Raw genomic sequence first — 21,072 nt, forward strand, 5'->3', positions numbered from 1 at the left:
AATCCTCCCTCCAGCGGCGGCCAACCACGCTCAGGCAGCGAGCGCTGCCCCGTCCGGTTCCACCTCCTGCGCTGGCACGACCTCGTCATCCGCCGTCTCGGCGGACGGGAGTGCACCGCTCCCTTCCTGCTCCGTCGGCGGCTCGTCCCCGACCATCCACCGCGCCCGCTGTGCGGTCGCCACCATCGGCACGCCGCCGCGTTCGGTATAGGCGGCGGGTGGGAAGGTCATCCAGCGCGGCACCCAGCGATCGCATTTCGTCCGGTCATTCGCGCCGGTCTGATGATCGGCGATCAGCCCCTTGATCACCGCGCCCTTCTCGCTGGCATTGGCGCTGGCGACCGCCGCGCCGCCGGTCTCGGCGAGGATCGCCAGCATCACTTCCCTGTCGCGCAGGAGGCCGAGGAAGGCCGCGTCGGCCTGCCAGTGGTCGGCCATGTCGATCCCGCAGTGTTCGCCGCAATAGGCAACCGCCTCGCTGCCGACCGCGAGGGTCTCCGCCATGACCAGCGCCAGCACCTGCATGACCTCGTCGTCGGTCAGCGCCAGCAGGCGGTGGAGCACCGGAACCAGATCGCAGCCGTAGCGGTCCCGGGTGAGGCTGGCGCGGTCCTCCTCCACCCCGAGCAGGGCCAGCACCGCGCGGCGCTTATCCGAAAGGGCGATGGTCGCGGGCGCAGCCGCAAGGCTGGCAGCGATATCCGGGTTGCGGCTCGCGGTATCGGCGGGGCGCACGCTCCACAGCGGCGATCCGGCAATCGCATGCGCGACCATCACCCGGAGCGCCAGCGCGGGCGCGCTGGCAAGCTGCGCTGCCACCGCCGCATGGCGGTGGAGGTCGACATAGCTCGCCAGCGTCGCGGTCATCTCGGGGCGCGCGGGCTTCGCGTTTTCGTCCTCGCCGCGCGCGCGGCGCGCCGCCGCAGCCGCTTCGGCCCGCGAGACAAACCCCTCGTGGAACACCACCTCGCCGTCGCGGCGCAGCTGGATATAGACCTTGCCGCCCTTGCGTTTGGCGGCACGCTCGTATTCCCAGCTGGCGAAATGGGCGGTGGTGGGGACGATCACCACTTCGGCCCAACCTGCCGCGAGGTATTCCGCCTTGCGCGCCTCGACCGCCGCCAGCTGCGCGGCCCAGAAGGCATCGGCATCGGCAAAATAGCCTTCCTCGCCGAACAGGTCGGTGACGATGTCGCCCGCGTAGGATTTGAGGTCGAACAGCGCGACCGAAGTCGCGATCGACGCGCCGCCGAACAGCCATGCCTTCAATTGGCTGCCGCGCGGCGCATGGGCTTCGGCGTCCTCGAACAGCGCCAGCCACGCCGCCTGCTGCGCCTTGCTGGCGAGCGTCAGGTGGCGGATGGTGGCGGCATCGATGGCCTCGCTGCGGTAGGCCTCGCGGATGCGGGGCAGGAGATGGCCGAGCGCGAGGATGCGCTTCACCTTGATTTCGGTGAGCGCGAAGGTCGCGGCGATGTCCTCGACGCTCCGGCCTTCCTTGACCAGCCGCGTGAAGCTCTCCCACTGCGTCACCTCGTCGGGGTCCTCGCGCAGCAGGTTCTCGATCATCGAGATTTCGAGTGCCTCGGCATCATCGCTCGGCCCCAGCACGATGCAGGGCAGGCTGCGGTCCTCGCCACTCTCGCGCGCGGCCTCGAGGCTGGCGAAATAGCGCCGCTTGCCCGCGAGAATCTCGAAATTGTCCGGCTTGCCATTCGCCCTGACGAACAGCGGCGAGAGCACGCCGCGCGCCCTGATGGAGGGCAGGATGTCGCTGACATCGGGGGCCTTGCGCCCGCGCCGCATGTTGATCGCGGCAACCGAAAGCTGGCCGAGCGGAATATGGTCGATCTGCATCATAATTCTCCTTCGTATTCTCCTGAAAGGGTGGCCCCGCGCCTGCCGTCCGGGGGACGGAGGGGACGGACAGGGCGGGGCCGGTTGTCCCCGCGCGCATGACACGGGCGCGCCGGGGTTCATCCGCTGTCGGGGGGGTACCTACGGCGGTGAACGGCTCCGGCCCGCTGCCGGCGCGCGCGCCAGCGCAGCGGCGGCATGGGCGAGATGGTCGGGGTGTTCGGTGATGTGGCCCTGCGCCCGCGCTGCATGCGCAAAGACCGACAGCGGATGGCGGGCGGTAAAGTACAGGTCGCGCTCAATGCCGAGACCCAGCGGCAGGCGCACCGCGACCAGTTCGGCGAGGCTCACGCTGCCCAGTTCGGGGCAGCCGAAGCCGAGGTCGGCAAGCCCGAACAGGGTGTCGCCGTCCACATCCAGCTCGGTGATCAGCCAGGTCGCCGCACCGAGCGGATTGAACAACTTGACGAGTGGCACGTGGTCGCCGGGGCTTGCGCCATTCGCCAGCAGGCGCTGGCGCAGGGCGTGGGTGAGCAGTTCCATCGCGCGGAGCCTCCTTTCAGAACATCTCGAGCTGGTTGCGGGCGTTGGTGTCGAACAGCCCGTGATCGGCAGGCCGCTGGCGCTTTTTCGGGACCAGCGGCGCGGCGGCGAGCACCGCGAGCCGGTCGCCCAATGTGACCGGCACCACGCCGGGCACCAGCGTCTGCAGCCCGGCCTCGGTGGTCTCGACGGCGAAGGCATCGTGGCCGCTGACGGGTGCGTCCGGCGCGCTCATGCCGCCTGCTCCTCGTGAACGTCGTGGAACTGCAGCAGGAACTCCGCCGCCCTGCTCGCCTGACTGGCGGCGCGGAAGATCGCGCGGCTGTCGGCGCGCAGCACCGCCAGCCAGCTGCCGAGGTAATCGGCATGGCGCACGGTCGGCTGGATGCCGAGCGCAGCGCACAGGAAGGCCGAGGCCAGTTCTGCGACCAGTTCCTCGCGGGCATAGGCGGCCGAACCGAAGCGTCCGGTCTGGTCGCGGCCGAGCCGCGAGGCGTGACCGGTCCAGTGGCCGAGCTCGTGGAGCGCGGTGCGGTAGTAATCGATCTGGTGATGGAAGGCAGGCTGCGGGGGCACCTGCACATAGTCGGCGTTCGGCGCATAGAAGGCCTCGCCCCCACCGATCCGGACATTCGCACCCGTGGCCGCGATCAGCGCCTCGGCAGCCTCATGCAATTCGCGCGCGGGAAGCGGCGCGGGCGCGCTGACCAGCCCTTCGGGCAGGCCCTCGCACTGCGCGACATTGAACACGGTGAAGCGCTTGAGGAAGGCGATCCCGCGCGGCTCCTCGCCCAACTCACTGGTCTCTGCCTGCTCGCGCTCGCCCTTCGGCACGAAGCGGTCGGCATAGAACACCGTGCGCCCGCGCTCGCCCCTGCGCACCGCCCCGCCAGCGGCGAGCGCCTGCCGGAAGGTCAGCCAGTCCTGCGAAGGGTAACCGCCCTCGATCACCGCGCCCCACAGGATCAGGACATTGATCCCCGAATAGGCGCGACCCGTCACCGCATTGCGCGGCAGGCCCGGCGCGGCGAGCGCTGTGCTCCACGGCCTGACCCACGGGAATACCCCCTCCTCGAGCTGCGCGGCGATGCTCGCGGTCACCTCGTCATAAAGCGACCCGCGCGTCTCGCGCGCGCCAGCGGCGCAGCGCGCCGCCCTCCCATCCCTGCCACCCGCACTGCCCTTGCCACTGCCACGCGCCATCATCCGTCTCCCAGACTGCCCAACTTCCGCACACCGGCCCGGCGGAAGGGGCGGGGTGGGCGGTGACAGCGACCAGGAAGGCGCGGACGGGACAGCCGCATCCGCATCGCGCAAATGGGCTTCGTCAGGGCCTGTGCGGCAAGGACCGCAATGCCAATGGAGGACCCGGTCCCGCCAGGGCCGGGTTGCGGCTGGCCCGACCGTGCCCAGACGGGAGCGCCGCCCACCCCGCCGCTTGCGCAGGGCCTCGACCAGCAACGCCGGCGCGCATGCGCGCCGTCCGCAGACCCCCACAATGTGTGATGACAGGCGAGCGACCAGCGAGCTGCGCCAGCCAACAATGCGCCCCCCGACCGCAGGCAGGTCATGCATCATGACCTGGACCGGACGCTCCGGCGGGACCCTGTCGCCGGGCAGGCCGGGCCTTTGCTCATGCCGGCCGGAGGCGGAGAGCGCGCGGGGCTCATTGCGTCCAACGCCGCGCTCTTAGGAGCAGGGCCGCAAGGCCCTGCGGGACAGAGCGCGTCATCAGCCCCGCTCCGCTTCCCGGGGCGTTGCGGGGTGTCCCCGCTCGAAGGGGGCGCCGGAGACGGAAAGCCGGCTCCGGTGCAGGGGAAGGCATTCCCCCTCCCCAAACGGCAGCAGACAGACTGCGACACGGTCGGCTCGATGCCAAGCGCGGGCGCACAGGAACGCGGCTGCGAGCTCGGCCACCAGTTCCTCGCGGGCATAGGCTGCCGAACCGAACCGCCCGGTCTGGTCGCGCCCGAGCCGCGCGGGATGGCTGCGCTTTGGCCCCCTTGCGATACGAACCCTGTGGTTCAGTCAACCATTCGGGCCGAAGTGAAGAACTGGCCGTGATCGCGCTGAGGGACAGCCCTCGAAGGCTTTGGGGCACTTGATCCAGCGACCAGTTGGCCTTGGTGTGATGGCCATCCCACCAACACCGGTCCCTTACCGAACAGTACAGGCTGATATTGAAACTCTTCGGTTGGTATGGACCGGCAACGAGAACACTCGCTCACGAAAATGCGCCCACGTGCCTACGCAGTCGCCAGAAATAGCCTGCTCTGCTCGCCTTGTAGAGAGGTCCATCCCTGGAGTCGGGGGAGTTGGGCACAGGCGGGGCGGGCGGGAATGGCGCGCCGACGGCCTTGCCGATCACCCGAAACCCCGGCCGAGGAACTGCCGGCCTTGGGGTGACCGCAGCGTGCCGTAGCCAACGCCGCATAAGCTGGGCTACGTGCCAACCGGCTTCGGGCTGAGGCCCTTGTTGGTGGATAGCGTGGCAAGTTTCGATCTGGGTAAAGACAAGGCCGGCAGGAGGTCCGTTGTGACAGCCGAGGCCGGAACCAGTCTTCGGGAGTTTTTCTCCGCCTTTCCGGACGACGCGGCCTGCCTTGCACATGTATTCAGTCTGCACGATGGCGGCAATCCGGATTGCCCGCGCTGCGGACAACGCGGCCGTTGGCAACGCCATGCCCGGCAAAAGCACTATTTTCATCCCTGCGGCGGCATCGTGTCACCGATGATGGGCACCCTGCTCGAGCGATCACGCATACCAGTGCAATTGTGGTTCTACGCGATGCTTCACTTCGCCAATTCTCACGAGAGCATCCCGGCGCCATTTCTGGCAAAGGAACTTGGCGTCTCCGCGCCGACAGCCTATCGGGTCGGATCGCGGATCAGGCAGCATCTTGCCGCGCTCGATGCAGGCCAGAGACTGGGATCTGCAGGAGGTGTCGTGACCACGCGCCTGACAAAGATCCGGAGAATCGTCAACGACCGGGCGAACAAGCAGAATGCCGCGATGGTTCTCGTAATATGCGACGGCAGCCGGGTCGATTGCACGATCGTCGCCCAACCCCGAACCAGGCAACTTCGCAAGGTCGTTGCGCTCAAGTGTCACCGACAGTCAAAAATCGTCACAGACTGCTTCGTCACCTTCAAGGCGCTTTCGAACTATGGATCGAACAAACCGATCGCCGAATTTTCCCCCTCCTTCGAGCGACGGTCGGAAACTGAGAGGAGTGTTCACGGGTTTCTTCAATATCTCAATCTCAGCTTTGCCGACCAGTTCAAAGGTGTCCAGCTTGACCACGCATGGCAATACTTCAAGGAGTATGAATTTCGATACAACAGGCGGCATCGTTCCGGGTCCATATTCTGGGATATGGTTGCCAGATTCCCTCCCCTGGGTCCCGCTCAGGTAACAGCCCTCGAGCAGCGCAATTTCTTCAGATAGTGTGATCGATCAAAACGAGGGGCGCGATGCGCGGTGGCATCCTGGAGTTCTGCAACACCTTTCCGGATGAAGACGCGTGTCTCGACTGGGTGTTCAAGAGCAAGTTTGGCGGCAACTCGGCGTGTCCGGGTTGCGGAAGGCAGGGCAAGTGGACAAAAATAAAAAGTACCAAAAAATACATGCATCACTGCCGACTACATATTTCAGTGATGAAAGATACGCCATTTTATCGAACGAATATTCCTCTCACAGTCGTCTTTTACTGCATATTTCTGTTCTGTAACTCCAATACCGGTATTAGAGGATCATTTCTCCGCAAGCAGCTTGCTCTCAGCCCCAAAGCCGCTCACCGTCTGGCGAATTCTATCCGGCTCCACATGGCAGCTAGTACGGACACCGGAATGATTGGCGGCGCGGGGAAACTGGTTGAGGCCGACGAGGTGCTCTTGCGGCATGTTAGGCGGCCGGGCTGCGCGCAGTTGGAAGCGACCATCGTGCAGGGGTTCGCGTGTGACGGCGAAGTCAGGATGGGCATTGTCGCCGACAGAAAGCGGGCAACTCTGCACGCGAATATCGTCGCGAATGTCAGGCCGGGATCGACGATCGTCACTGACGACTGGGCCGCTTATAGGGGAGTGGAGCAACTCGGCTTCAAGCATATCACCGTCAACCATTCGAAGGGCTATTTCAACGAGCAAGGTTACTCGACATGCGAGATTGATTCGTGCTGGGGGGCGCTGCGGCGGGCTTTTCGGGGCTACCAGCAGGTCGCACCGCATAATCTCTGGCTGTATCTGGCGGAATTTCAAGCGAGATACAATTTACGCCGTTCGAAAGGCGGCGTGTTCGAGAACATTATTGCTTCGTGGCCCACTCTCTCACCTGCGTGGATAAAGAAGTTGGAGGGGCGATTTGACTGGCGACGTGCCGACCTCGAGACTTCGCTGCCGATCCGGACCGCGGCAGAAGCGTTGGCCGAATAGGTGTCGGAGAGTGGCCCAGACTGCCCTCGAGATGCAGCAAGGGCTTCCGTGCCGCAAGCTCATGGCGGCGACCGAAAGCCGGCCAAGTGGAATATGATCGATCTGCATGGGAATTCTCCTTCGCATTCTCCTGAAAGGTTGGCCCCGCGCCTGCCGTCTTGGGGGACGGATGGGACGGACAGGGCGGGGCCGGTTGAGGGGCCGGGTTGCGGCTGGCCCGAGCGTGCCCAGACGGGAGCGCCGCCCACCCCGCCACTTGCGCAGGGCCTCCACCAGCAATGCCGGCGCGCACGCGCGCCGTCCGCAGACCCCCGAAAGTCTCATGAAGGGCGAGCGACCAGCGAGCTTCGCCAGCAAACAATGCGCCCCCCGACCGCAGGCAGACCATGCATTATGATCGGGACCGGACGCTCCGGCGGGACCCTGTCGCCGGGCAGGCAGGCCCTTGGCTCATGCCGGCCGGAGGCGGAGAGCGCGCGGGGCTCATTGCGTCCAACGCCGCGCCCTTAGGAGCAGGGCCGCAAGGCCCTGCGGGACAGAGCGCGCCATCAGCCCCGCTCCGCTTCCCGGGGGCGTTGCGGGGTTTCCCCGCCCTAAGGGGTCGCCGGAGAGCAGGCCACGGCTCCGGCGCAAGGGAAGGCCTTCCCCGAACGGCTTTCATGATGCCTGCACGCGAACCAATCGCCCCAAAGCCCTGCTGGCGAGGCGCCATGATCCTGCCGGTCCGCCGTCTCAGGTCACGACGACTACTTGCCCTTGACCGAGCCCGTCTGGTTCACGGTGTCCGCCCTTGCCGCTTGATCAATCGGAACGGTTTCGGCAACGCAGGTGGTGATCTGGCCAGACTCGACCAGAGCCGCGACCCGCTGCGATTGCCCGCCATCGGGCACGCAGGCCGTGCCGCTCGCGCGTATCCCGGCTGCCGCAGCGCGCGCCGGGTCGCCGATGCCGAGCCTTGATACGAGAATGCCGCCTTGGTATCGCGTGTGGGCCGACAAGGGCCTGTAGGACAATCGCTATGCCGTGATGAGCGATGCTGACCTGCTGCCCTATGAATCAATCAGCGCTGCGCGGGCCCTTACCAAGCCTTATCTGCTGATCCACAGCGACAACAGCTTCCTGCCTGACGCCGCTCGGCGGCATTTCGAGGCGATACCTTCGACCCGCAAGACGCTGCTGTGGGACGGGGACACTCCGCACCTCAGCTACTACGATCAGCCGGATGTTCTTGACCGGACTGCCGCATCGATCAGTTGGCGGCTTCGCTCTGAAGTCCTCTGGAAACCCGCTTATGTTCGCTTGGGAGAGGCGATAAGCGCCCCCAGCCTTTTCTGGCTCCGAAGGGCTAAATGGCGACTAGGGGATCGTCCGCTGTCAACCATGGTTGACATAAAGAATAATGTCAACTATAGGAAGCACATGTTCGAGGTTCGGCAAACGACCCGCTTCGCCACTTGGCTTGCGGGTCTGCGCGACGAAAGGGCTCGCGCTCGTATCCTGAAACGGATTGATCGGGCCAAGGCTGGAAATCTCGGCGACGTCGGCCCGGTGGGTGAGGGCGTCTCAGAGATGCGGATATTCTATGGGCCAGGATACCGGGTGTATTTCGTTCAGCGAGGACAGGAGCTGGTTCTCCTCCTTTGCGGCGGTGATAAATCCACGCAGAGCGCTGACATTGAGGAAGCCAAGGAGTTGGCAAAGGAGATTGAGTGATGGCCAGGATCGAAACGACTGTTTTTGACTCAGCGGACTATCTTAACAGTGCCGAAGCGATCGCCGCGTACCTGGATGCCTATCTGGAGGACGCTACCCCTGAAGAGCTACGTGCGGCCCTTTCCAATGTGGCGCGCTCTCACGGGGTAAGCGACCTCGCCAATCGCAGTGGAATAACGCGGGCAGGGATTTACAAAGCCCTTGGGGAAGAGGGCAATCCGTCCTTCGAGACGATCCGCTCCATTCTTGCCGCCATGGGACTTCGATTGTCGGTCGCCCTTGCTGACGGTGCCTTGGAGGCAGCCTGAGGCCTAACAGGAGCACCTTTCTCGCGCTGTACGAAGTGCTGTTCTGCGATCGGCGAAACGCAGTATGCCATAGCCCCCGACCTGCAATTGATCAGAAGCTGGCGCAGCACGAATATCCTAAACTGTGAGCCTCGAAGACCGAAATTGATGGGGCTCGTCCTCTTAGGGATAGGCCGCAAAACGACGCCGATATGCCTGGGTCATCTCGCGCAGCTCGGCTGGCTGCAGAACCTCAACAGCATCGCCCCATGAATAGAGATGCCAGCACATTTCGAGATGACCTGACGCCTTGAAGCGGACGAGCAGCGAGCCATCTCGCTCTTCCTCCACGACCTGGGTCGGGTGGAAAACGAATCCTCGTGCATGGGCGGCCGCGTCCGGCGCAAAGCGCCAGACAACGTCGCTATATTCGGCGGAATCTTCGAATGAGCCAAACCCGCGTGCGGCATGCTGGCGGATATCGAAGCCCGCGTCGAATTCGAAGCTCTGAGGGAGCACTTCCGCTTCAGCGATTTCCTCAACGCGGAAGTGCTGGAGCGGGGCCGATGATGGTTTGGCCGTATCCCTAGCGACAAGGTAACGGCGGACACCAAGAAGCAGACCATGAGGTGCAACGACCCGGTCTACGGGCTTTGCCTGCCCGCGCTTCTGGTACGGAAAGCGAAGCAGGAATGGTCCTTTCAGGGCTTCATAGATCGCCGCGTCCACTTCTCGAATGGCGGCCGGCCTTGGGCCTGGCCGGGCTGCATGCCCCAGCGCTTCGAGTATGGCCTCTTCGTCGACCGCAAGACGTGCCCCCTTTTCCGGGGGAACCAGGGCGCGCACCTTTTGGGCGAGGCTTCGGGTGAGGGAGGCCTCTTGGAGCATGCCCGCTTGCTCAAGTTGAGAGATGCCGCTTGAAAGAGCCGCCAGTTCTTCCGGAGAAGGAGACAGAAGCGCGGCTACGTGCCGGGCCGGAATATGCCAGCGCTTTCTGCGATTGTCGCCTTCAGTGGTTTCGGTCTGCGGAAATGCCGCCTCAAGCGCCTCGGTCATCCTTTGCGCGGTGCGATAGACGCAGCCGAATTCTTCAATGATCTCGTCGCGCGACACGCCACTGCGACGCGTGGCCATCATCGCGAGTTTCAACAGCTCCTGTGCCTTGGCGAACGACATTCAGAATCTCCATGACAGGTTTTGTCATGCTGAACGGGCATAGCTTATGGTAAAGAGCTTTGCATACAATTAATCGAAGGGAGCTTCCGCTTCTCGGCCACGGACCTGATGCGCTTCACGGGGTGACCGCGAGGAGAAGGGCAAAGCAATGCGGGACCTTCCCGACCGCACGAGACCGACAATCGACAGGCCGCTGACATAGGTCTTTCCCGTCCCGGGCGGGCCCAAGATGCCGAGGGTCGTGTTGTCCATGGCGCTAATGGCGCGGCTAGTTGCGTCCGCGAGGTCATCATCCTCTCGGACGATCCCCTCTAGCCGCGGCCTATCGCTGAATACGGGAAGGGCCCTTGTAAGAAGATGCTCAAGGGCGGGAGGCCGCCGCATGCATCCCGGGATCTGCCGGTTCATTTCGCAGGCCGTCTATGAGGGACACTTCGAGAGTGATGAAGCCGCAGCGGCACGTGGGAAACTGACTCGCAGCTTTCCCGCAGGCTCGCTTCTTCTCTTTCGCCTGAAATAGCGCGATGCGGTTCAGCGAGCTGCGCACCAGCCTTCCAACGGTGCGAAAGAATACGTACTGTTCCTGTCACGGGAACGTAAAGTGCCGCTACGCGGTTCTGCTGGCATGCGATACGACATCGAGCGGTTGATGGCCGGGATCATCGAAGACTTGGTGTCGCTAGGCCATATAACCTCGGCAGCCTATGTGCAGATGGCGCTGGATCAGCTTCCGGAGAGTTCGCACTGTTGCATGCTCGACGGCTTCCGTCGCGCAAAGGATTCCGCTGTTTTGCAGTGAGGCTCGGCTCTCGATCGATCTACGAGTTGCCGGTGACGTGCTCCCCTGAAATGTGACCGCTTTTTGGTAGAGTCTGACGCCAAGGAGTCGGACGGATATGAAGCGAAGCAGGTTCACCGAAGAGCAGATCATTGCGATCTTGAAGGAGCAGGAAGCGGGCATGGCGACGGCGGAGGTCTGCCGCCGTCACGGGATCAGCTCTGCGACGTTCTACAAGTGGAAGTCGAAGTTCGGCGGGCTGGAAGTGTCCGAGGCCCGGCAGCTGCGGTCGCTCGAGGAGGAGAACTCGCGGCTGAAGAAGTTGTTGGCCGAGGCCATGTTGGACAATGCCGTGTTGAAGGATCTGGCATCAGAAAAATGGTGACGCCCTGCGCCAAGCCGTCGCCCATGCCCGGGAGCATCACGGGGTGAGCGAGCGTCGGGCGTGCAAACTGGTTGGTGTGAGCCGCAGGGTGATCCGTTACGAGCCGACAAAGCCGGATGATGGAGCGCTGCGGCAACGGCTGCGCGAGCTGGCGGCTGAGCGTCGCCGGTTCGGCTATCGCCGCCTGGGCTATCTGCTGGCTCGGGAGGGCATCACACCCAACCACAAGAAGCTGCTACGCATCTACCGCGAGGAAGGACTGCGGGTGCGTCGCCGTGGTGGCCGGAAACGGGCGTTGGGCACGCGCAGGCCGATGGTGCTGCCGGACGGCCCGAACCAGCGTTGGTCGCTCGACTTCGTCTCCGACAGCCTGAACTGCGGTCGGCGCTTCCGTATCCTGTGCGTGGTCGATGACTTCACGCGCGAGTGCCTGGCGCTGGTGGCTGATACGTCGCTGTCCGGAGCTCGGGTAGCGCGGGAACTGACCATCCTGATGGGCAGCCACGGCAAGCCGCACACGGTGGTCAGCGACAACGGCACCGAGCTGACCTCGTCGGCCATCCTGCGCTGGTCACAGGAGCGGCGGGTCGAGTGGCACTACATCGCACCGGGCAAGCCGATGCAGAACGGCTTCGTCGAGAGCTTCAACGGCCGACTGCGCGACGAATGCCTCAACGAGACCCTGTTCACCTCGCTGTCCCATGCCCGGTTCGTGCTGGCCGCCTGGCGGCACGATTACAACACCGTCAGGCCACACTCGAAACTGGGCGGGAAGACCCCCGCCGAGATCGCCGGCCAACGTGTCTGGGGGCATGCCCCCAGACACGTTGCCATCCAATCAAACAACCATCATGAAGGAGCGAGACTCTACCTCTGACTGGTAACAATCAGGGGAGCACGTCAACAATCATCGCGGTGTTTCATGTGAAACATCGCCGTTTCAGACAGCGCGGGTGAGCAGGGTCACGCCGGCCTTTGTGAAGTCGAGGCTCGCGAGCCCGTCCGCCACCGGGCACTCTCCCGCCGCGGCCCGCGCCGACCCGTCCTTGGCCGCCACCTCGCCCTCGGGCGGGAGGACAAGCAGCGCGCCCTCGTAGGCGGAGAGGGTCGCCGCATCCAGCGCGCCTTCGATCCGGTCGAGCCGGAAATGCGGGCCGTCGACCAGCACCGGCCCGTCGGCGATGGAGCGGCGGTGCTCCGCAGCGTAGGGAACGCCCTCGGCAACCTCCAACCCGCGGGTGAGGTGCAGCTCGCGCGGGCGGCCGTAGTCGTAGAGGCGGAAGGTGGTGTCGCTGGTCTGCTGCACCTCGACGAGAGCGAGGCCCGGACCGATGGCGTGGACCGTCCCGGCAGGGAGGTAAAAGAGGTCGCCGGGGTGTGCCCGGTGCCAGGTGAGCAGGTCCTCGATCGAGCCGTCCTTCGCTGCGGCCTCGATCTCCTCAGGGGGCACCTCGCGCTCGAACCCGATCGCGAGCCGGGCGTCATCCTCGGCATCGAGCACCAGCCAGCACTCCTCCTTCCCCGCCTCGCCGGGCTTGGCGGAGGCGTCGGAGGGGTGCACCTGCACGGACAATTTCTCGCTTGTGAACAGGTACTTGACCAGCACCTGCGGCAGCTCGGCGGGCGGCTCAAACCAGATCTCGCCGATCCGCTGGCCGGCGGGCGGGACGAAAGGCGCGGGCAGGCTGTCGCGGCCCCAGACCTTCTCGACCATCCGGGTGGGCAGCCAGCGGGGGCTCAAGGGGTGGAGGCTCGCGCCTTAAGCGCCTCCTAAGTGCTGGCGACTTCTCTTCTTCCCTCCGCGGATAAGCCGACGCGCGACACATTGCTGCGAATAATCGCATTCACTCTATTGCGTTGAACTCTCAGCCCGACGACTAGATTCGATGGTTTCGTAGCCCCGTCGGCTTTACTTAAATGACGCACTTACGCCAAAGCGGTTCGGCACCATCAACTGCTCCTTAGTAGCATTAGATGGCACCTGCTCAGTCCTACCGCAAGGGCAGCGCGTGCGAACCCTCACGCGCGGCAGGCGACCTGATCCGACAAACTCACAAGGATTACCGAGAAGAGCGTTAGTTGTTAAGCCAAGTTACTCGCGAGGCTAGCTCGAATTGAAGAACCACCAGTTAGGTTCTTCTGCCGAGGCATAGTATGATTATATGATTGATGATGTTACATGAAACAGACATATGAACCCGGCATCAGGTGCGTTCAAGCTGCGGACAAGACTGGAAGCCCATGCGCCAAATGCCGCAGGACGTCAGGGCACCGGCCAAGCGTCGGAGCGCGCCAGCCGGTCTGCCTCGACCGCCTTCTCCTGCAAGCGCATCAGCACCAGCGAGGCCTCGAACAGCAGCAGCAGCGGCACCGCGAGGATGATTTGCGAGCCCGGGTCCGGCGGGGTGACGATCGCGGCGATCACGAAGATCACCACGATCACGTAGCGCCGCGCCGCCACCATCTGCTCGCGCGTGACGATCCCGGCGCGGTGGAGCAGCAGCAGCAGCACCGGCAAGAGGAAGGTCACCCCGAAGCCGAGGATGAACTGCATCACGAGGTTGAGATACTCGCCCGCGCTCGGCAGCGCCTGGACCTCGAGCCCGCCCGCCTGCCCGCCGAAGCCGAGGAAGAACTTGAAGGCGGTCGGCATGACGATGAAATAGGCGAGCGAGGCCCCCGCGCTGAACAGCACCGGGGTGGCGAAGAGGAACGGCAGGAAGGCCTTCTTCTCGCGCGCGTAGAGCCCCGGCGCGACGAAGGCCCACAGCTGGTTGGCGATCACCGGGAAGCTCAGCACGAAGCCGCCGAACAGCGCGACCTTCAATTCGACGAAGAACACCTCGGGAAGCTGGGTGAAGATCAGCTGGCCCTTCCCCTCGGGGAAGGCCTGCTTAAGGGGAAAGACCAGGAGGCCGAGGATCTCGTCGGCGAAGAACAGGCAGATCCCGAAGCCGACCAGCAGCGCGAGCAGCGCGCGGATGACGCGGGTGCGCAGCTCGATCAGGTGGTCGAGCAGCGGCGCGCGGGTCTCGTCGAGGTCGCGGATCTCAAACATCGCCGGTGGTCCCGGTGGCCGGGCGCGGCGTGTCCGGCGCTTCAGGCGCGGGCGCCGCGGGCGGATCGGCGGGGATCTGGGCGGGCAGCATCACCTCGGCCACGGGAGGCCCGGTCATCACCGGGGCGTGGGCGGCGCTCGCGGAGGTGCTCCCGGCGCTTGCCTCGGCGGTCAGGGCGGCGGAGCGGCGCATGATCTCCTCGTTCTGCGCCTTCCACTTCTTCTCCATTTCCTCGAGCTCGGCCTCGCGCACCATCGCGTCGATCCCCGAGCGGAAATGAGCCGAGATGCGCCGCATCTTGCCGATCCAGCGGCCCGCGGTGCGCATCGCGAGCGGCAGGTCCTTGGGCCCGATCACCACCGCGGCGACGATCAGGATGACCAGCAGCTCTCCGGCGCCGACATCGAACATGGGGGGTGCCCTGCTTCAGGCCGGCGACGGATCAGGCGCCGGTGCCGTCGGTCTTCTCGGCGGCGGGGGTTACCACCGAGGCCTCGACGGGCGCCGGGGCCTCGATCCGGGCCGAGGGCTTGGGCGCCTCGTCGGTCTCGTTGAGGCCCTTCTTGAAGCTCGAGATGCCCTTGCCGAAATCGCCCATCATCTCCGAGATGCGGCCGCGCCCGAACAGCACCATGACGATCACCAACACGATGAGCCAGTGCCAGATCGATCCCATACCCATAGACTTGAACTCCTGAAGTGCGGCGCCGGCCTTGCAGGAACCGCATGACTGGGCAGTAAAGCAGCGCTACTGTAGATTGCCTCTTCTTCGGCTTCGTTATACGGCATCGAAAAATCAAGTATCACTATTTAGTTGCCTCCATATTTTTAATTACTTCAGGCTTTATCACTCCAGTTCCTTGATAAGACCTGATGTGAGGCACGCTCCTGCGTTCCGCGATTGGCAGTCCGCGGCATCAGTGTCACGCCTGCATATCAACTCAGCGCTTCATGAACCCAAGATCCGGCCTCGCAAAGCGACCGATATTGGGTGCGATGAGTCCAAGCTCAGACGGCGAAACGCCGAACCAGAGAGCCAATGTCGTCGCATATTCATCCACGGACGTCGTAGGCAAGAGGCGGCCATTGCCCACCTGGTCGTCGCTGGTCGTCGAAATTCTCGGAGCTCTGCCGAAATATCGGCCACCATTCACACCCCCACCGAGAACGAAGTGGTGTGAACCCCAACCATGGTCAGTGCCGTCGCCGTTATACGTCAGTGTCCTTCCAAAATCGGAAGCGGTGAAAGAAGTAACCGAGTTCTCCAGTCCGAGTTGCTGGATTGCTCGATAGAACTGAGCGACCGCCGTATCGAGTGTGCTTAGCAACGTCGGGTGATTGGACGCAAAGGCGCCATGAGTATCGAAGCCGCTCATCGAAACGAAAAATACTTGTCTCGAAACGCCCATGCTTTGTCGAACGGAGATGAGGCGTGCCACCATCGACAGCTGCGCTGCAAGTGAGTTGCTGGCTCCGAACTTTGTGAACTCCGGCGCGTTTCTCAACGCATTGTCGATGAAGGCAGAGTAGTCGATTGATCGCGCGTTCAGTGCGGCACAGTCGTTCTGGAGGATGTTCTGGCTCTGCTGCTTGAGAAGCGCGGTCATGGCCCTTGAATACCTTGAGGTACCCCGCGCAAACCACATGGTTGAGGGTCCTGCGGGATTGATATTTGTCGCCGCCGTTCTGGCGCCATTCAGGAACACCACATTGCCGCTCGCACTGATTGCGGTAAACATGGAGTTCTGATTGGCCGACAAGGCCAGGTCTCCCAATCGACCTCCCCAGCCGATGCGGGTGCCCTCGGTTCCGAAGGCCTGCCACGTCGCTTGCTGATCATTGTGTGAGAAGAGCTGAGCCGGCCTGGGGAACGAGGTCAGGTTACCGCTATCGTACTGGGCTCTCGTAATGGGCGCCACGAGCGGGCCAACGTTCAACAGAGAGGCCATTTTGCCTTCGTTGAAGAATTGCCTCATGTTCGGCATTGCCGGATTGAGCGCAAACCTCAAATCGTCGGTCAGCACTTGATCTGTGGGGTGCCTCAAGGTGCCGCCCATCAGCTGCTGGTGCGGGATCGCAATTCCAGCGTCGCCACCTCGAATGGCGGCGTACCTTGAGTAATTTGGCACGTCGACCGGCACCAAGGTATTTGCATGATCATTGCCGCCGGCAAGGAAAATGCAGACCAAGGCTTTGTAATCTGTCGGCATAGACTGCGCAGCGGCATCACTTAAGCCGGCAAGGCCGAGTGCATAGCTGGATCCAGCGCCGGCAATGGACAAGGCGGCAGCTCGACTGGTGAACGTCCGACGATCAATTTTATGAGAAATGATGAAGGTCATTGCACACCCCTATTTCTGTACGATGTAGTCATTGGAGACCATTATCAGTGTGATCGCGTCTTGAACTCTCTGAAGTCGGCCGGGGAGCTCGTTCGTAGCATTGATCCGCGTGCTGCGTATGACATCAAGAACGGTGTCGCGTGTAAATTGACTAATTTGACCTGCGGTCAGAACTAGATCGAGATGATCTAAAAGTTTATCTGGATCTGCTGCGAGACTTATCTCAAACGAATAATCAGCCTTGATGTCGTCATACCAATATACACTGTCTCTGACGGTTCGGTGGATAACATTTGTGTACTCCGCAACGGCATTCTCGGTCGCGATCTGCAGCTCGGGGGCCACCATGCCATTTGCGGCCGATTGCGTTTTCGGAGCGACATATTCGGGCCTAAAGAAATTAAATACGGATGGTGATCTACAGGGGGCCTGATTGAGGAGAGTCTCCACGCCCATGTTGCGAATCCTCCAGGATCCGGAGGTTGAACGGGCGCCGAATGTTCTGCCCCATTGTGCGTACCTCAAAACAGGTTCGCGAACCTTGCCGAAGAACGGGCTCGTGATGCTGTCGGCGCTCGATGCTTCAGGGTCCAGGATGATCGCCTTGAAGACGGCCCCCAGGTCGCCACGCTTGCCGTAGCCGTTGTTGTTGAAGGCTGATGCAACCCTCGCAACATAGGCTCGGCTTGGATTGCTGGTCACGAGACGCTGGATCAACTGTTTGCCGATGAAAGGCCCGACATTCGGATGATTCACCAGAACATTCAGCGCCCATCTCAGGGTCGAGATTGGCGGAAGTCCTCCGGGAATCGTGACGCCGAGGAAGCTCTTCTCGTCGGGCGAATGCGTTGACTGGGAGAGCCGAGGGAACCAGCGGCTCGGATCGGCCGTCATCGGTTGCCTCACGAGTTGCACGGTGGGCACCGGCGCGTGCGGAATTGGAGGGCGAACCATGGATACGCCTTGGTAGTCCAGATCGAAGCCTGTAAATACCTTCGCGAGGCCCTGCACATCGGCATTGGAATAGGTCGGAATTTCCCGGCCTCTGACGAGAATTGGTGTTCCATCAGGGTTGAGCTGCACGAGGCCGATCGTGAAAAGCTGCATGATCTCGCGAGCAAAGTTCTCGTCGGGCACTCTGCCGGTGTTCGGATCAGCGGCTCTGTTACCAGCCATGTTGAGATAGGCCCCCATCGCGGGGCTCAGCGTCACGGCCTCCAGCAGCTGGCCAAAGCTGGAGAACGCATGCCTGTTGAGGATGTCCCAGTAAGCACCGACGGCCTGCGCCTTCCAAGGCAGATTTAAGCCCGTTAGGGACACCACGAAGATTTCAGAGAGAGCAAGGGCCATCCGTTTGCGAACTGAGGAGCCGCCAGCCATCAGCTGCGCCCAGATCATCGGGTCAAAGTTTACCTCATTTCGCCAGTGTCCATTACTATCGATGGCATCCAAGCCGCGCGACGAGAAAAAACTGACTGAGTTTTCGTCATTCGGCGCGGCCATCTCGCGATCGAGCCATTCTTCGATCCCGATCCGATCAATCTCATCGATGATGGCAGCGGTCACCCCGAGGCTTGCCTGGAGTCCCGCGCGCGCAGCAGCCTTTCTGCTTTCTGCAGTCCCTTGCACGCGCATCGCGTCGCTTGTCGACGTCAAGGTTGCTCCGCCGCTAGTCACGACGGCTGCGCCGGTGGTCGCGACAGCCAATGCGGCCAGTGCGGTTCCTCCGGACACCGTCTGCGACGACGAGCCAGTCGTGCTTTGGGAACTTTGTGTGACTTGATTGGAGCTCATGGCAAACCCTTCTTTCCGCCATTCAATTGCCGGATTAATTTAGGCGCATGGTATGATCAGCGTACGATTTGGCAATTAAGGTTGGCTACCGGGTTGGGGCCCATACTTTAGCAATATATTCTTAGTGTAGCGCGAGGCGGCATATAATATAAAAGCCATATGATATTTCTATAAAATTTGTATCATTGATGCATGATCCTGCAGATAACGGGATATTTAAGAGAGCTTTCGATAGTGATAGGTAAATCAACAGAGTCGTAATTGGGATGTCGCGATTGATATGCGATGGCTCCGGGCGCAAGGCTCCGACGATCTCGCCCGCAAGGGCTCCAAGGCCAACGGATCGGCACCAACGGGGTGGCCAAGCGCTTAGGATCGGACATAAGGATTGCTGTGGAGCAGCTCATTGGAGTGAGCCTATGAGCTGACTCGAGGGTTCAGCGTGCCCGCAACCTTGTCGCTTTTCTAGCGAGGCGGAGAGCCGGATTGCTGCAGCGACGCCGTGCGATCACGGAAGCGTCCGCCGGCGTGGTCAGCATTCCCTAACCAGACGAGTCGGAGCTGGGATTTTTTTTCGCGATCAAAGCTGTGGGCGCCCTGTTCGCGGTATCGTCATTCGCTAGCGCCAACTCCACAACGCTTCGCCCGTCTCGCATGGAGGAAGCTGGAAAGTGGCCGTTCTGGCAGCAGGGTGACAGTTGCCGGCAGTCTTGATGGCGCGGCAAGAGCCATGATACCGGATCAAGCGACGATCGCTAAAGCTGAAATTGGCTTTACTCAGATCAGCTCACGGCTCTCCGCAATCGCGGTGATGCCGCGCTTGCCGTTCGCGTCGCGGCCCAGCTGGACGATCACGTCGATCACGCTCGCGGCGTAGGCGATGGTGTCGGCGCGGGTCAGGCCGATGCCGGTCTGCATCACCATCAGCGACAATTGCTCGAGCGCGCCGCGCACCGAGTTGGCGTGGATCGTCGAGAAGCTGCCCGGGTGGCCGGTGTTGATGGCGCGCAGGAAGCTGACGCTCTCCGCGCCGCGCAGCTCGCCCAGCACGATGCGGTCGGGGCGCAGGCGCAGCGCGGCCTGGAGGAGCTCGTTGGCGGTGACCTTGGCCTCGCCGAGCTCGCCCTTGACCGCGACGAGGCCGACCGCGTTGGCGCCGGGGAACTTGAGCTCGGGCGTGTCCTCGACCAGTACCACGCGCTCGGCCTCGGGGATCTCGCCGAGCATTGCGTTGAGGAAGGTCGTCTTGCCGGTGCTGGTGCCGCCGGAGATGAGGATCGTGCGCCGGGCACGGATCGCGGCGCGCAGGAAGGCGATGGGCTGGCTCTGCGGATCGGGGAGTGCAGGTTCGGCCTCGCCCGCGATCGGCCCGGCGTCGTAGGCGTCGAGCGGCAGGTCGAGGCGGCGGTGGCGGCGGATCGCCATCACCCAGTGCCGGCGCGCGGCCGGGGGCCCGCAGAACTGCACGCGCGCGCCATCGGGCAGCGTCGCGCCCAGCAGCGGGTGCTCGCGGTTGATCCCCTGGTGCGAGACCCGCGCGACCTGTTCGGCGAGGCGCTGCACCAGCCGGTCGTCGATCTCCGGCGTGTCGATCCGCTGCATCCCCGGGCTGGCGGCATCCTCGATCCACACCTCGCCCGGACGGTTGACCATGATCTCGGTCACCGTGTCGCGCTCGAGCCAGCGGCGGAACGGCGCGAGATAGGCGTCGAGATAGACCGAGCGCTCCGCAGTGAGCGGGACCTCGCCCTCGCTGCCGGCCATGCGATAGACTTCGGCGCTCACCGGCCCGCTCAGCCGCCGACCGCGCTGAAATCGAGGTCGCGCGCGGTGAACACCCGCACCGGCTCGCCGATCCGGGCGCGGATCGTCGGGCTGATCTGGCCCTGCTGCTGGATCGCCGAGTTCGCCGCCCCTTGCGCGCCGCTGCTGAGCAGCGCGCCGCCGATCCCGCCGGTCGCGACCGCGCTGAGGCCGCCCACCACCGAGAGCAGCAGGCCCGAACCGAAGCGCTGGAAGAAGTGGTTGTCGACATCGCCCGCAAGGCCGGTGGTGCCGTCGAAGGCGACCGCCGGGGAGGCGATCGCGACCGACACGCCGTCGGGGCGGATCAGCCGCGTCCAGATCACGTAGGCGCGCTTCTGGCCTTGCTGCACCCCGGCCTGGTACTGGCCGATGAGGCGCGAGGAGCGCGGGATCAGCACGCGCTTGCCGTCGAAGCTCTTGACGTCCTGGCTCACCACCGCGCGCACGTAGCCGGGCACGTCGGTGTTGATCCCGGTCTCGAGGATCGCGGGGATCAGCGTGCCCTCGGTGACGGTGGTCGAGGGGTTGACCATCGAACGCGCCTGCGCGGGCGCGCCGCCGACTCCGCCGACGCGGCTCGCGAAGGCGGCCGCGCCGCCCGTGCCGGCCACCTCGGCGCCCGGGGTGCCCGGGGCGGGCGCCGGGAGAGCGCCCTCGGCCGTACCCATGGGACGTCCGGTGCCGCCGTCAAATATCAATTGCGGGCTGGCGTAGGGATTGACTCCGGATCCCGGGATCACGGCGTCGACTGCGCTTGGATTGGCTACGTAAACCGGTGCCGGGACCGTTGCGCTCTGTGGCTGCACCGGCATAGCCTCCAATTGTACAGGAGAATTCGAAAGCTGGACCGGCATTGGCGAAGTTCCTGCGGGTACCGGCATGACGTTGGGCAGTCTGGACG

The 21,072-nt window shown here is 63.5% G+C and carries 19 protein-coding genes and 2 pseudogenes; 6 read left to right on the forward strand and 15 right to left on the reverse strand.

The genetic code is table 11. The features are described 5' to 3' along the window. Nucleotides 1-30: 30 nt before the first annotated feature. The 5 genes and pseudogenes from ACLBKU_RS07425 to ACLBKU_RS07445 all read right to left on the reverse strand — a co-directional run. Nucleotides 31-1,857: a ParB/RepB/Spo0J family partition protein gene (locus ACLBKU_RS07425; RefSeq protein ID WP_410178885.1), complete on the reverse strand. Its 1,827-nt coding sequence runs from the start codon at nucleotides 1,855-1,857 to the stop codon at nucleotides 31-33. A gap of 141 nt (nucleotides 1,858-1,998) precedes the next feature. Then, complete coding sequence (locus ACLBKU_RS07430; protein ID WP_410178886.1) at nucleotides 1,999-2,400, reverse strand: DUF2958 domain-containing protein; 402 nt, start codon at nucleotides 2,398-2,400, stop codon at nucleotides 1,999-2,001. Nucleotides 2,401-2,416: 16 nt separating this feature from the next. Then, entirely contained in the window at nucleotides 2,417-2,635 is a 219-nt protein-coding gene (locus tag ACLBKU_RS07435; protein ID WP_410178887.1) for a hypothetical protein, read from the reverse strand. Further along, nucleotides 2,632-3,603, reverse strand: a complete 972-nt coding sequence (locus ACLBKU_RS07440) for an ArdC family protein (RefSeq protein ID WP_410178888.1) — start codon at nucleotides 3,601-3,603, stop codon at nucleotides 2,632-2,634. Before ACLBKU_RS07440 ends, ACLBKU_RS07435 begins: the two co-directional genes overlap by 4 nt. Before the next feature lie 656 nt (nucleotides 3,604-4,259). Beyond that, a pseudogene (locus ACLBKU_RS07445) lies at nucleotides 4,260-4,386 on the reverse strand (zincin-like metallopeptidase domain-containing protein); the annotation flags it as partial. A gap of 502 nt (nucleotides 4,387-4,888) precedes the next feature. Between ACLBKU_RS07445 and ACLBKU_RS07450 the strand changes: the two are divergent. Continuing rightward, nucleotides 4,889-5,848, forward strand: coding sequence for a hypothetical protein (locus tag ACLBKU_RS07450; protein ID WP_410178889.1), 960 nt, complete (start codon nucleotides 4,889-4,891; stop codon nucleotides 5,846-5,848). A 26-nt stretch (nucleotides 5,849-5,874) separates the two neighbouring features. After that, the gene (locus ACLBKU_RS07455) at nucleotides 5,875-6,831 is read left to right on the forward strand and encodes an IS1595 family transposase (protein ID WP_410178890.1); all 957 of its coding nucleotides are present in this window, start codon (nucleotides 5,875-5,877) and stop codon (nucleotides 6,829-6,831) included. A 746-nt stretch (nucleotides 6,832-7,577) separates the two neighbouring features. On the opposite strand, the gene ACLBKU_RS07460 is transcribed toward ACLBKU_RS07455, so the two are convergent. Further along, complete coding sequence (locus tag ACLBKU_RS07460; protein WP_410178891.1) at nucleotides 7,578-7,829, reverse strand: hypothetical protein; 252 nt, start codon at nucleotides 7,827-7,829, stop codon at nucleotides 7,578-7,580. Between the two features lie 28 nt (nucleotides 7,830-7,857). Here ACLBKU_RS07460 and ACLBKU_RS07465 point away from each other — a divergent pair, with 28 nt between their 5' ends. Further along, nucleotides 7,858-8,544, forward strand: coding sequence for a type II toxin-antitoxin system RelE/ParE family toxin (locus ACLBKU_RS07465; protein WP_410178892.1), 687 nt, complete (start codon nucleotides 7,858-7,860; stop codon nucleotides 8,542-8,544). Beyond that, complete coding sequence (locus ACLBKU_RS07470; protein ID WP_410178893.1) at nucleotides 8,544-8,852, forward strand: addiction module antidote protein; 309 nt, start codon at nucleotides 8,544-8,546, stop codon at nucleotides 8,850-8,852. Before ACLBKU_RS07465 ends, ACLBKU_RS07470 begins: the two co-directional genes overlap by 1 nt. A 162-nt stretch (nucleotides 8,853-9,014) precedes the next feature. Here ACLBKU_RS07470 and ACLBKU_RS07475 read toward each other — a convergent pair whose 3' ends face one another. After that, complete coding sequence (locus ACLBKU_RS07475; protein WP_410178894.1) at nucleotides 9,015-10,007, reverse strand: helix-turn-helix transcriptional regulator; 993 nt, start codon at nucleotides 10,005-10,007, stop codon at nucleotides 9,015-9,017. A 625-nt stretch (nucleotides 10,008-10,632) separates the two neighbouring features. Here ACLBKU_RS07475 and ACLBKU_RS07480 point away from each other — a divergent pair. Then, nucleotides 10,633-10,806: a hypothetical protein gene (locus ACLBKU_RS07480; protein WP_410178895.1), complete on the forward strand. Its 174-nt coding sequence runs from the start codon at nucleotides 10,633-10,635 to the stop codon at nucleotides 10,804-10,806. A 97-nt stretch (nucleotides 10,807-10,903) separates the two neighbouring features. Next, a pseudogene (locus ACLBKU_RS07485) lies at nucleotides 10,904-12,047 on the forward strand (IS3 family transposase). Between the two features lie 63 nt (nucleotides 12,048-12,110). On the opposite strand, the gene ACLBKU_RS07490 reads toward ACLBKU_RS07485, so the two are convergent. The 8 genes from ACLBKU_RS07490 to ACLBKU_RS07525 all read right to left on the reverse strand — a co-directional run bounded on the left by ACLBKU_RS07490 (nucleotide 12,111) and on the right by ACLBKU_RS07525 (nucleotide 20,839). Continuing rightward, the gene (locus tag ACLBKU_RS07490) at nucleotides 12,111-12,884 is read right to left on the reverse strand and encodes a class I mannose-6-phosphate isomerase (RefSeq protein ID WP_410179015.1); all 774 of its coding nucleotides are present in this window, start codon (nucleotides 12,882-12,884) and stop codon (nucleotides 12,111-12,113) included. A 549-nt stretch (nucleotides 12,885-13,433) separates the two neighbouring features. Beyond that, nucleotides 13,434-14,228 carry a twin-arginine translocase subunit TatC gene (gene tatC, locus ACLBKU_RS07495; protein WP_410178896.1) on the reverse strand — a complete coding sequence of 265 codons (795 nt, stop codon included), beginning with the start codon at nucleotides 14,226-14,228 and terminating at the stop codon, nucleotides 13,434-13,436. Next, nucleotides 14,221-14,640 carry a Sec-independent protein translocase protein TatB gene (gene tatB, locus ACLBKU_RS07500; RefSeq protein ID WP_410177751.1) on the reverse strand — a complete coding sequence of 140 codons (420 nt, stop codon included), beginning with the start codon at nucleotides 14,638-14,640 and terminating at the stop codon, nucleotides 14,221-14,223. The genes tatC and tatB overlap by 8 nt, the downstream gene beginning before the upstream one ends. A 31-nt stretch (nucleotides 14,641-14,671) precedes the next feature. Beyond that, complete coding sequence (locus tag ACLBKU_RS07505) at nucleotides 14,672-14,911, reverse strand: twin-arginine translocase TatA/TatE family subunit (RefSeq protein ID WP_410177752.1); 240 nt, start codon at nucleotides 14,909-14,911, stop codon at nucleotides 14,672-14,674. Nucleotides 14,912-15,170: 259 nt separating this feature from the next. Further along, on the reverse strand, nucleotides 15,171-16,571 hold the full coding sequence (locus tag ACLBKU_RS07510) for a DUF1501 domain-containing protein (protein WP_410178897.1): 1,401 nt from the start codon (nucleotides 16,569-16,571) through the stop codon (nucleotides 15,171-15,173). Between the two features lie 9 nt (nucleotides 16,572-16,580). After that, nucleotides 16,581-18,365: a DUF1800 family protein gene (locus ACLBKU_RS07515; RefSeq protein WP_410178898.1), complete on the reverse strand. Its 1,785-nt coding sequence runs from the start codon at nucleotides 18,363-18,365 to the stop codon at nucleotides 16,581-16,583. A 777-nt stretch (nucleotides 18,366-19,142) separates the two neighbouring features. After that, complete coding sequence (virB11, locus tag ACLBKU_RS07520; protein ID WP_410179016.1) at nucleotides 19,143-20,129, reverse strand: P-type DNA transfer ATPase VirB11; 987 nt, start codon at nucleotides 20,127-20,129, stop codon at nucleotides 19,143-19,145. A 29-nt stretch (nucleotides 20,130-20,158) separates the two neighbouring features. Beyond that, entirely contained in the window at nucleotides 20,159-20,839 is a 681-nt protein-coding gene (locus ACLBKU_RS07525) for a TrbI/VirB10 family protein (protein ID WP_410178899.1), read from the reverse strand. Nucleotides 20,840-21,072: the final 233 nt, after the last annotated feature.

Origin of the sequence: Erythrobacter sp. NE805, assembly GCF_046452355.1 — a bacterium.
Lineage (GTDB): Bacteria > Pseudomonadota > Alphaproteobacteria > Sphingomonadales > Sphingomonadaceae > Erythrobacter.

What these genes read in the sequence shown, in the direction of transcription:
- ACLBKU_RS07510 (WP_410178897.1), bottom strand. Translation starts at nt 16,571, where the DNA reads ATGACCTTCATCATTTCTCATAAAATTGATCGTCGGACGTTCACCAGT.
- ACLBKU_RS07435 (WP_410178887.1), bottom strand. Translation starts at nt 2,635, where the DNA reads ATGAGCGCGCCGGACGCACCCGTCAGCGGCCACGATGCCTTCGCCGTC.
- ACLBKU_RS07440 (WP_410178888.1), bottom strand. Translation starts at nt 3,603, where the DNA reads ATGGCGCGTGGCAGTGGCAAGGGCAGTGCGGGTGGCAGGGATGGGAGG.
- ACLBKU_RS07480 (WP_410178895.1), top strand. Translation starts at nt 10,633, where the DNA reads ATGCGATACGACATCGAGCGGTTGATGGCCGGGATCATCGAAGACTTG.
- ACLBKU_RS07515 (WP_410178898.1), bottom strand. Translation starts at nt 18,365, where the DNA reads ATGAGCTCCAATCAAGTCACACAAAGTTCCCAAAGCACGACTGGCTCG.
- ACLBKU_RS07425 (WP_410178885.1), bottom strand. Translation starts at nt 1,857, where the DNA reads ATGCAGATCGACCATATTCCGCTCGGCCAGCTTTCGGTTGCCGCGATC.
- ACLBKU_RS07465 (WP_410178892.1), top strand. Translation starts at nt 7,858, where the DNA reads ATGAGCGATGCTGACCTGCTGCCCTATGAATCAATCAGCGCTGCGCGG.
- ACLBKU_RS07455 (WP_410178890.1), top strand. Translation starts at nt 5,875, where the DNA reads ATGCGCGGTGGCATCCTGGAGTTCTGCAACACCTTTCCGGATGAAGAC.
- ACLBKU_RS07475 (WP_410178894.1), bottom strand. Translation starts at nt 10,007, where the DNA reads ATGTCGTTCGCCAAGGCACAGGAGCTGTTGAAACTCGCGATGATGGCC.
- virB11 (WP_410179016.1), bottom strand. Translation starts at nt 20,129, where the DNA reads ATGGCCGGCAGCGAGGGCGAGGTCCCGCTCACTGCGGAGCGCTCGGTC.
- ACLBKU_RS07505 (WP_410177752.1), bottom strand. Translation starts at nt 14,911, where the DNA reads ATGGGTATGGGATCGATCTGGCACTGGCTCATCGTGTTGGTGATCGTC.
- tatC (WP_410178896.1), bottom strand. Translation starts at nt 14,228, where the DNA reads ATGTTTGAGATCCGCGACCTCGACGAGACCCGCGCGCCGCTGCTCGAC.
- ACLBKU_RS07430 (WP_410178886.1), bottom strand. Translation starts at nt 2,400, where the DNA reads ATGGAACTGCTCACCCACGCCCTGCGCCAGCGCCTGCTGGCGAATGGC.
- ACLBKU_RS07525 (WP_410178899.1), bottom strand. Translation starts at nt 20,839, where the DNA reads ATGGGTACGGCCGAGGGCGCTCTCCCGGCGCCCGCCCCGGGCACCCCG.
- ACLBKU_RS07490 (WP_410179015.1), bottom strand. Translation starts at nt 12,884, where the DNA reads ATGGTCGAGAAGGTCTGGGGCCGCGACAGCCTGCCCGCGCCTTTCGTC.
- tatB (WP_410177751.1), bottom strand. Translation starts at nt 14,640, where the DNA reads ATGTTCGATGTCGGCGCCGGAGAGCTGCTGGTCATCCTGATCGTCGCC.
- ACLBKU_RS07470 (WP_410178893.1), top strand. Translation starts at nt 8,544, where the DNA reads ATGGCCAGGATCGAAACGACTGTTTTTGACTCAGCGGACTATCTTAAC.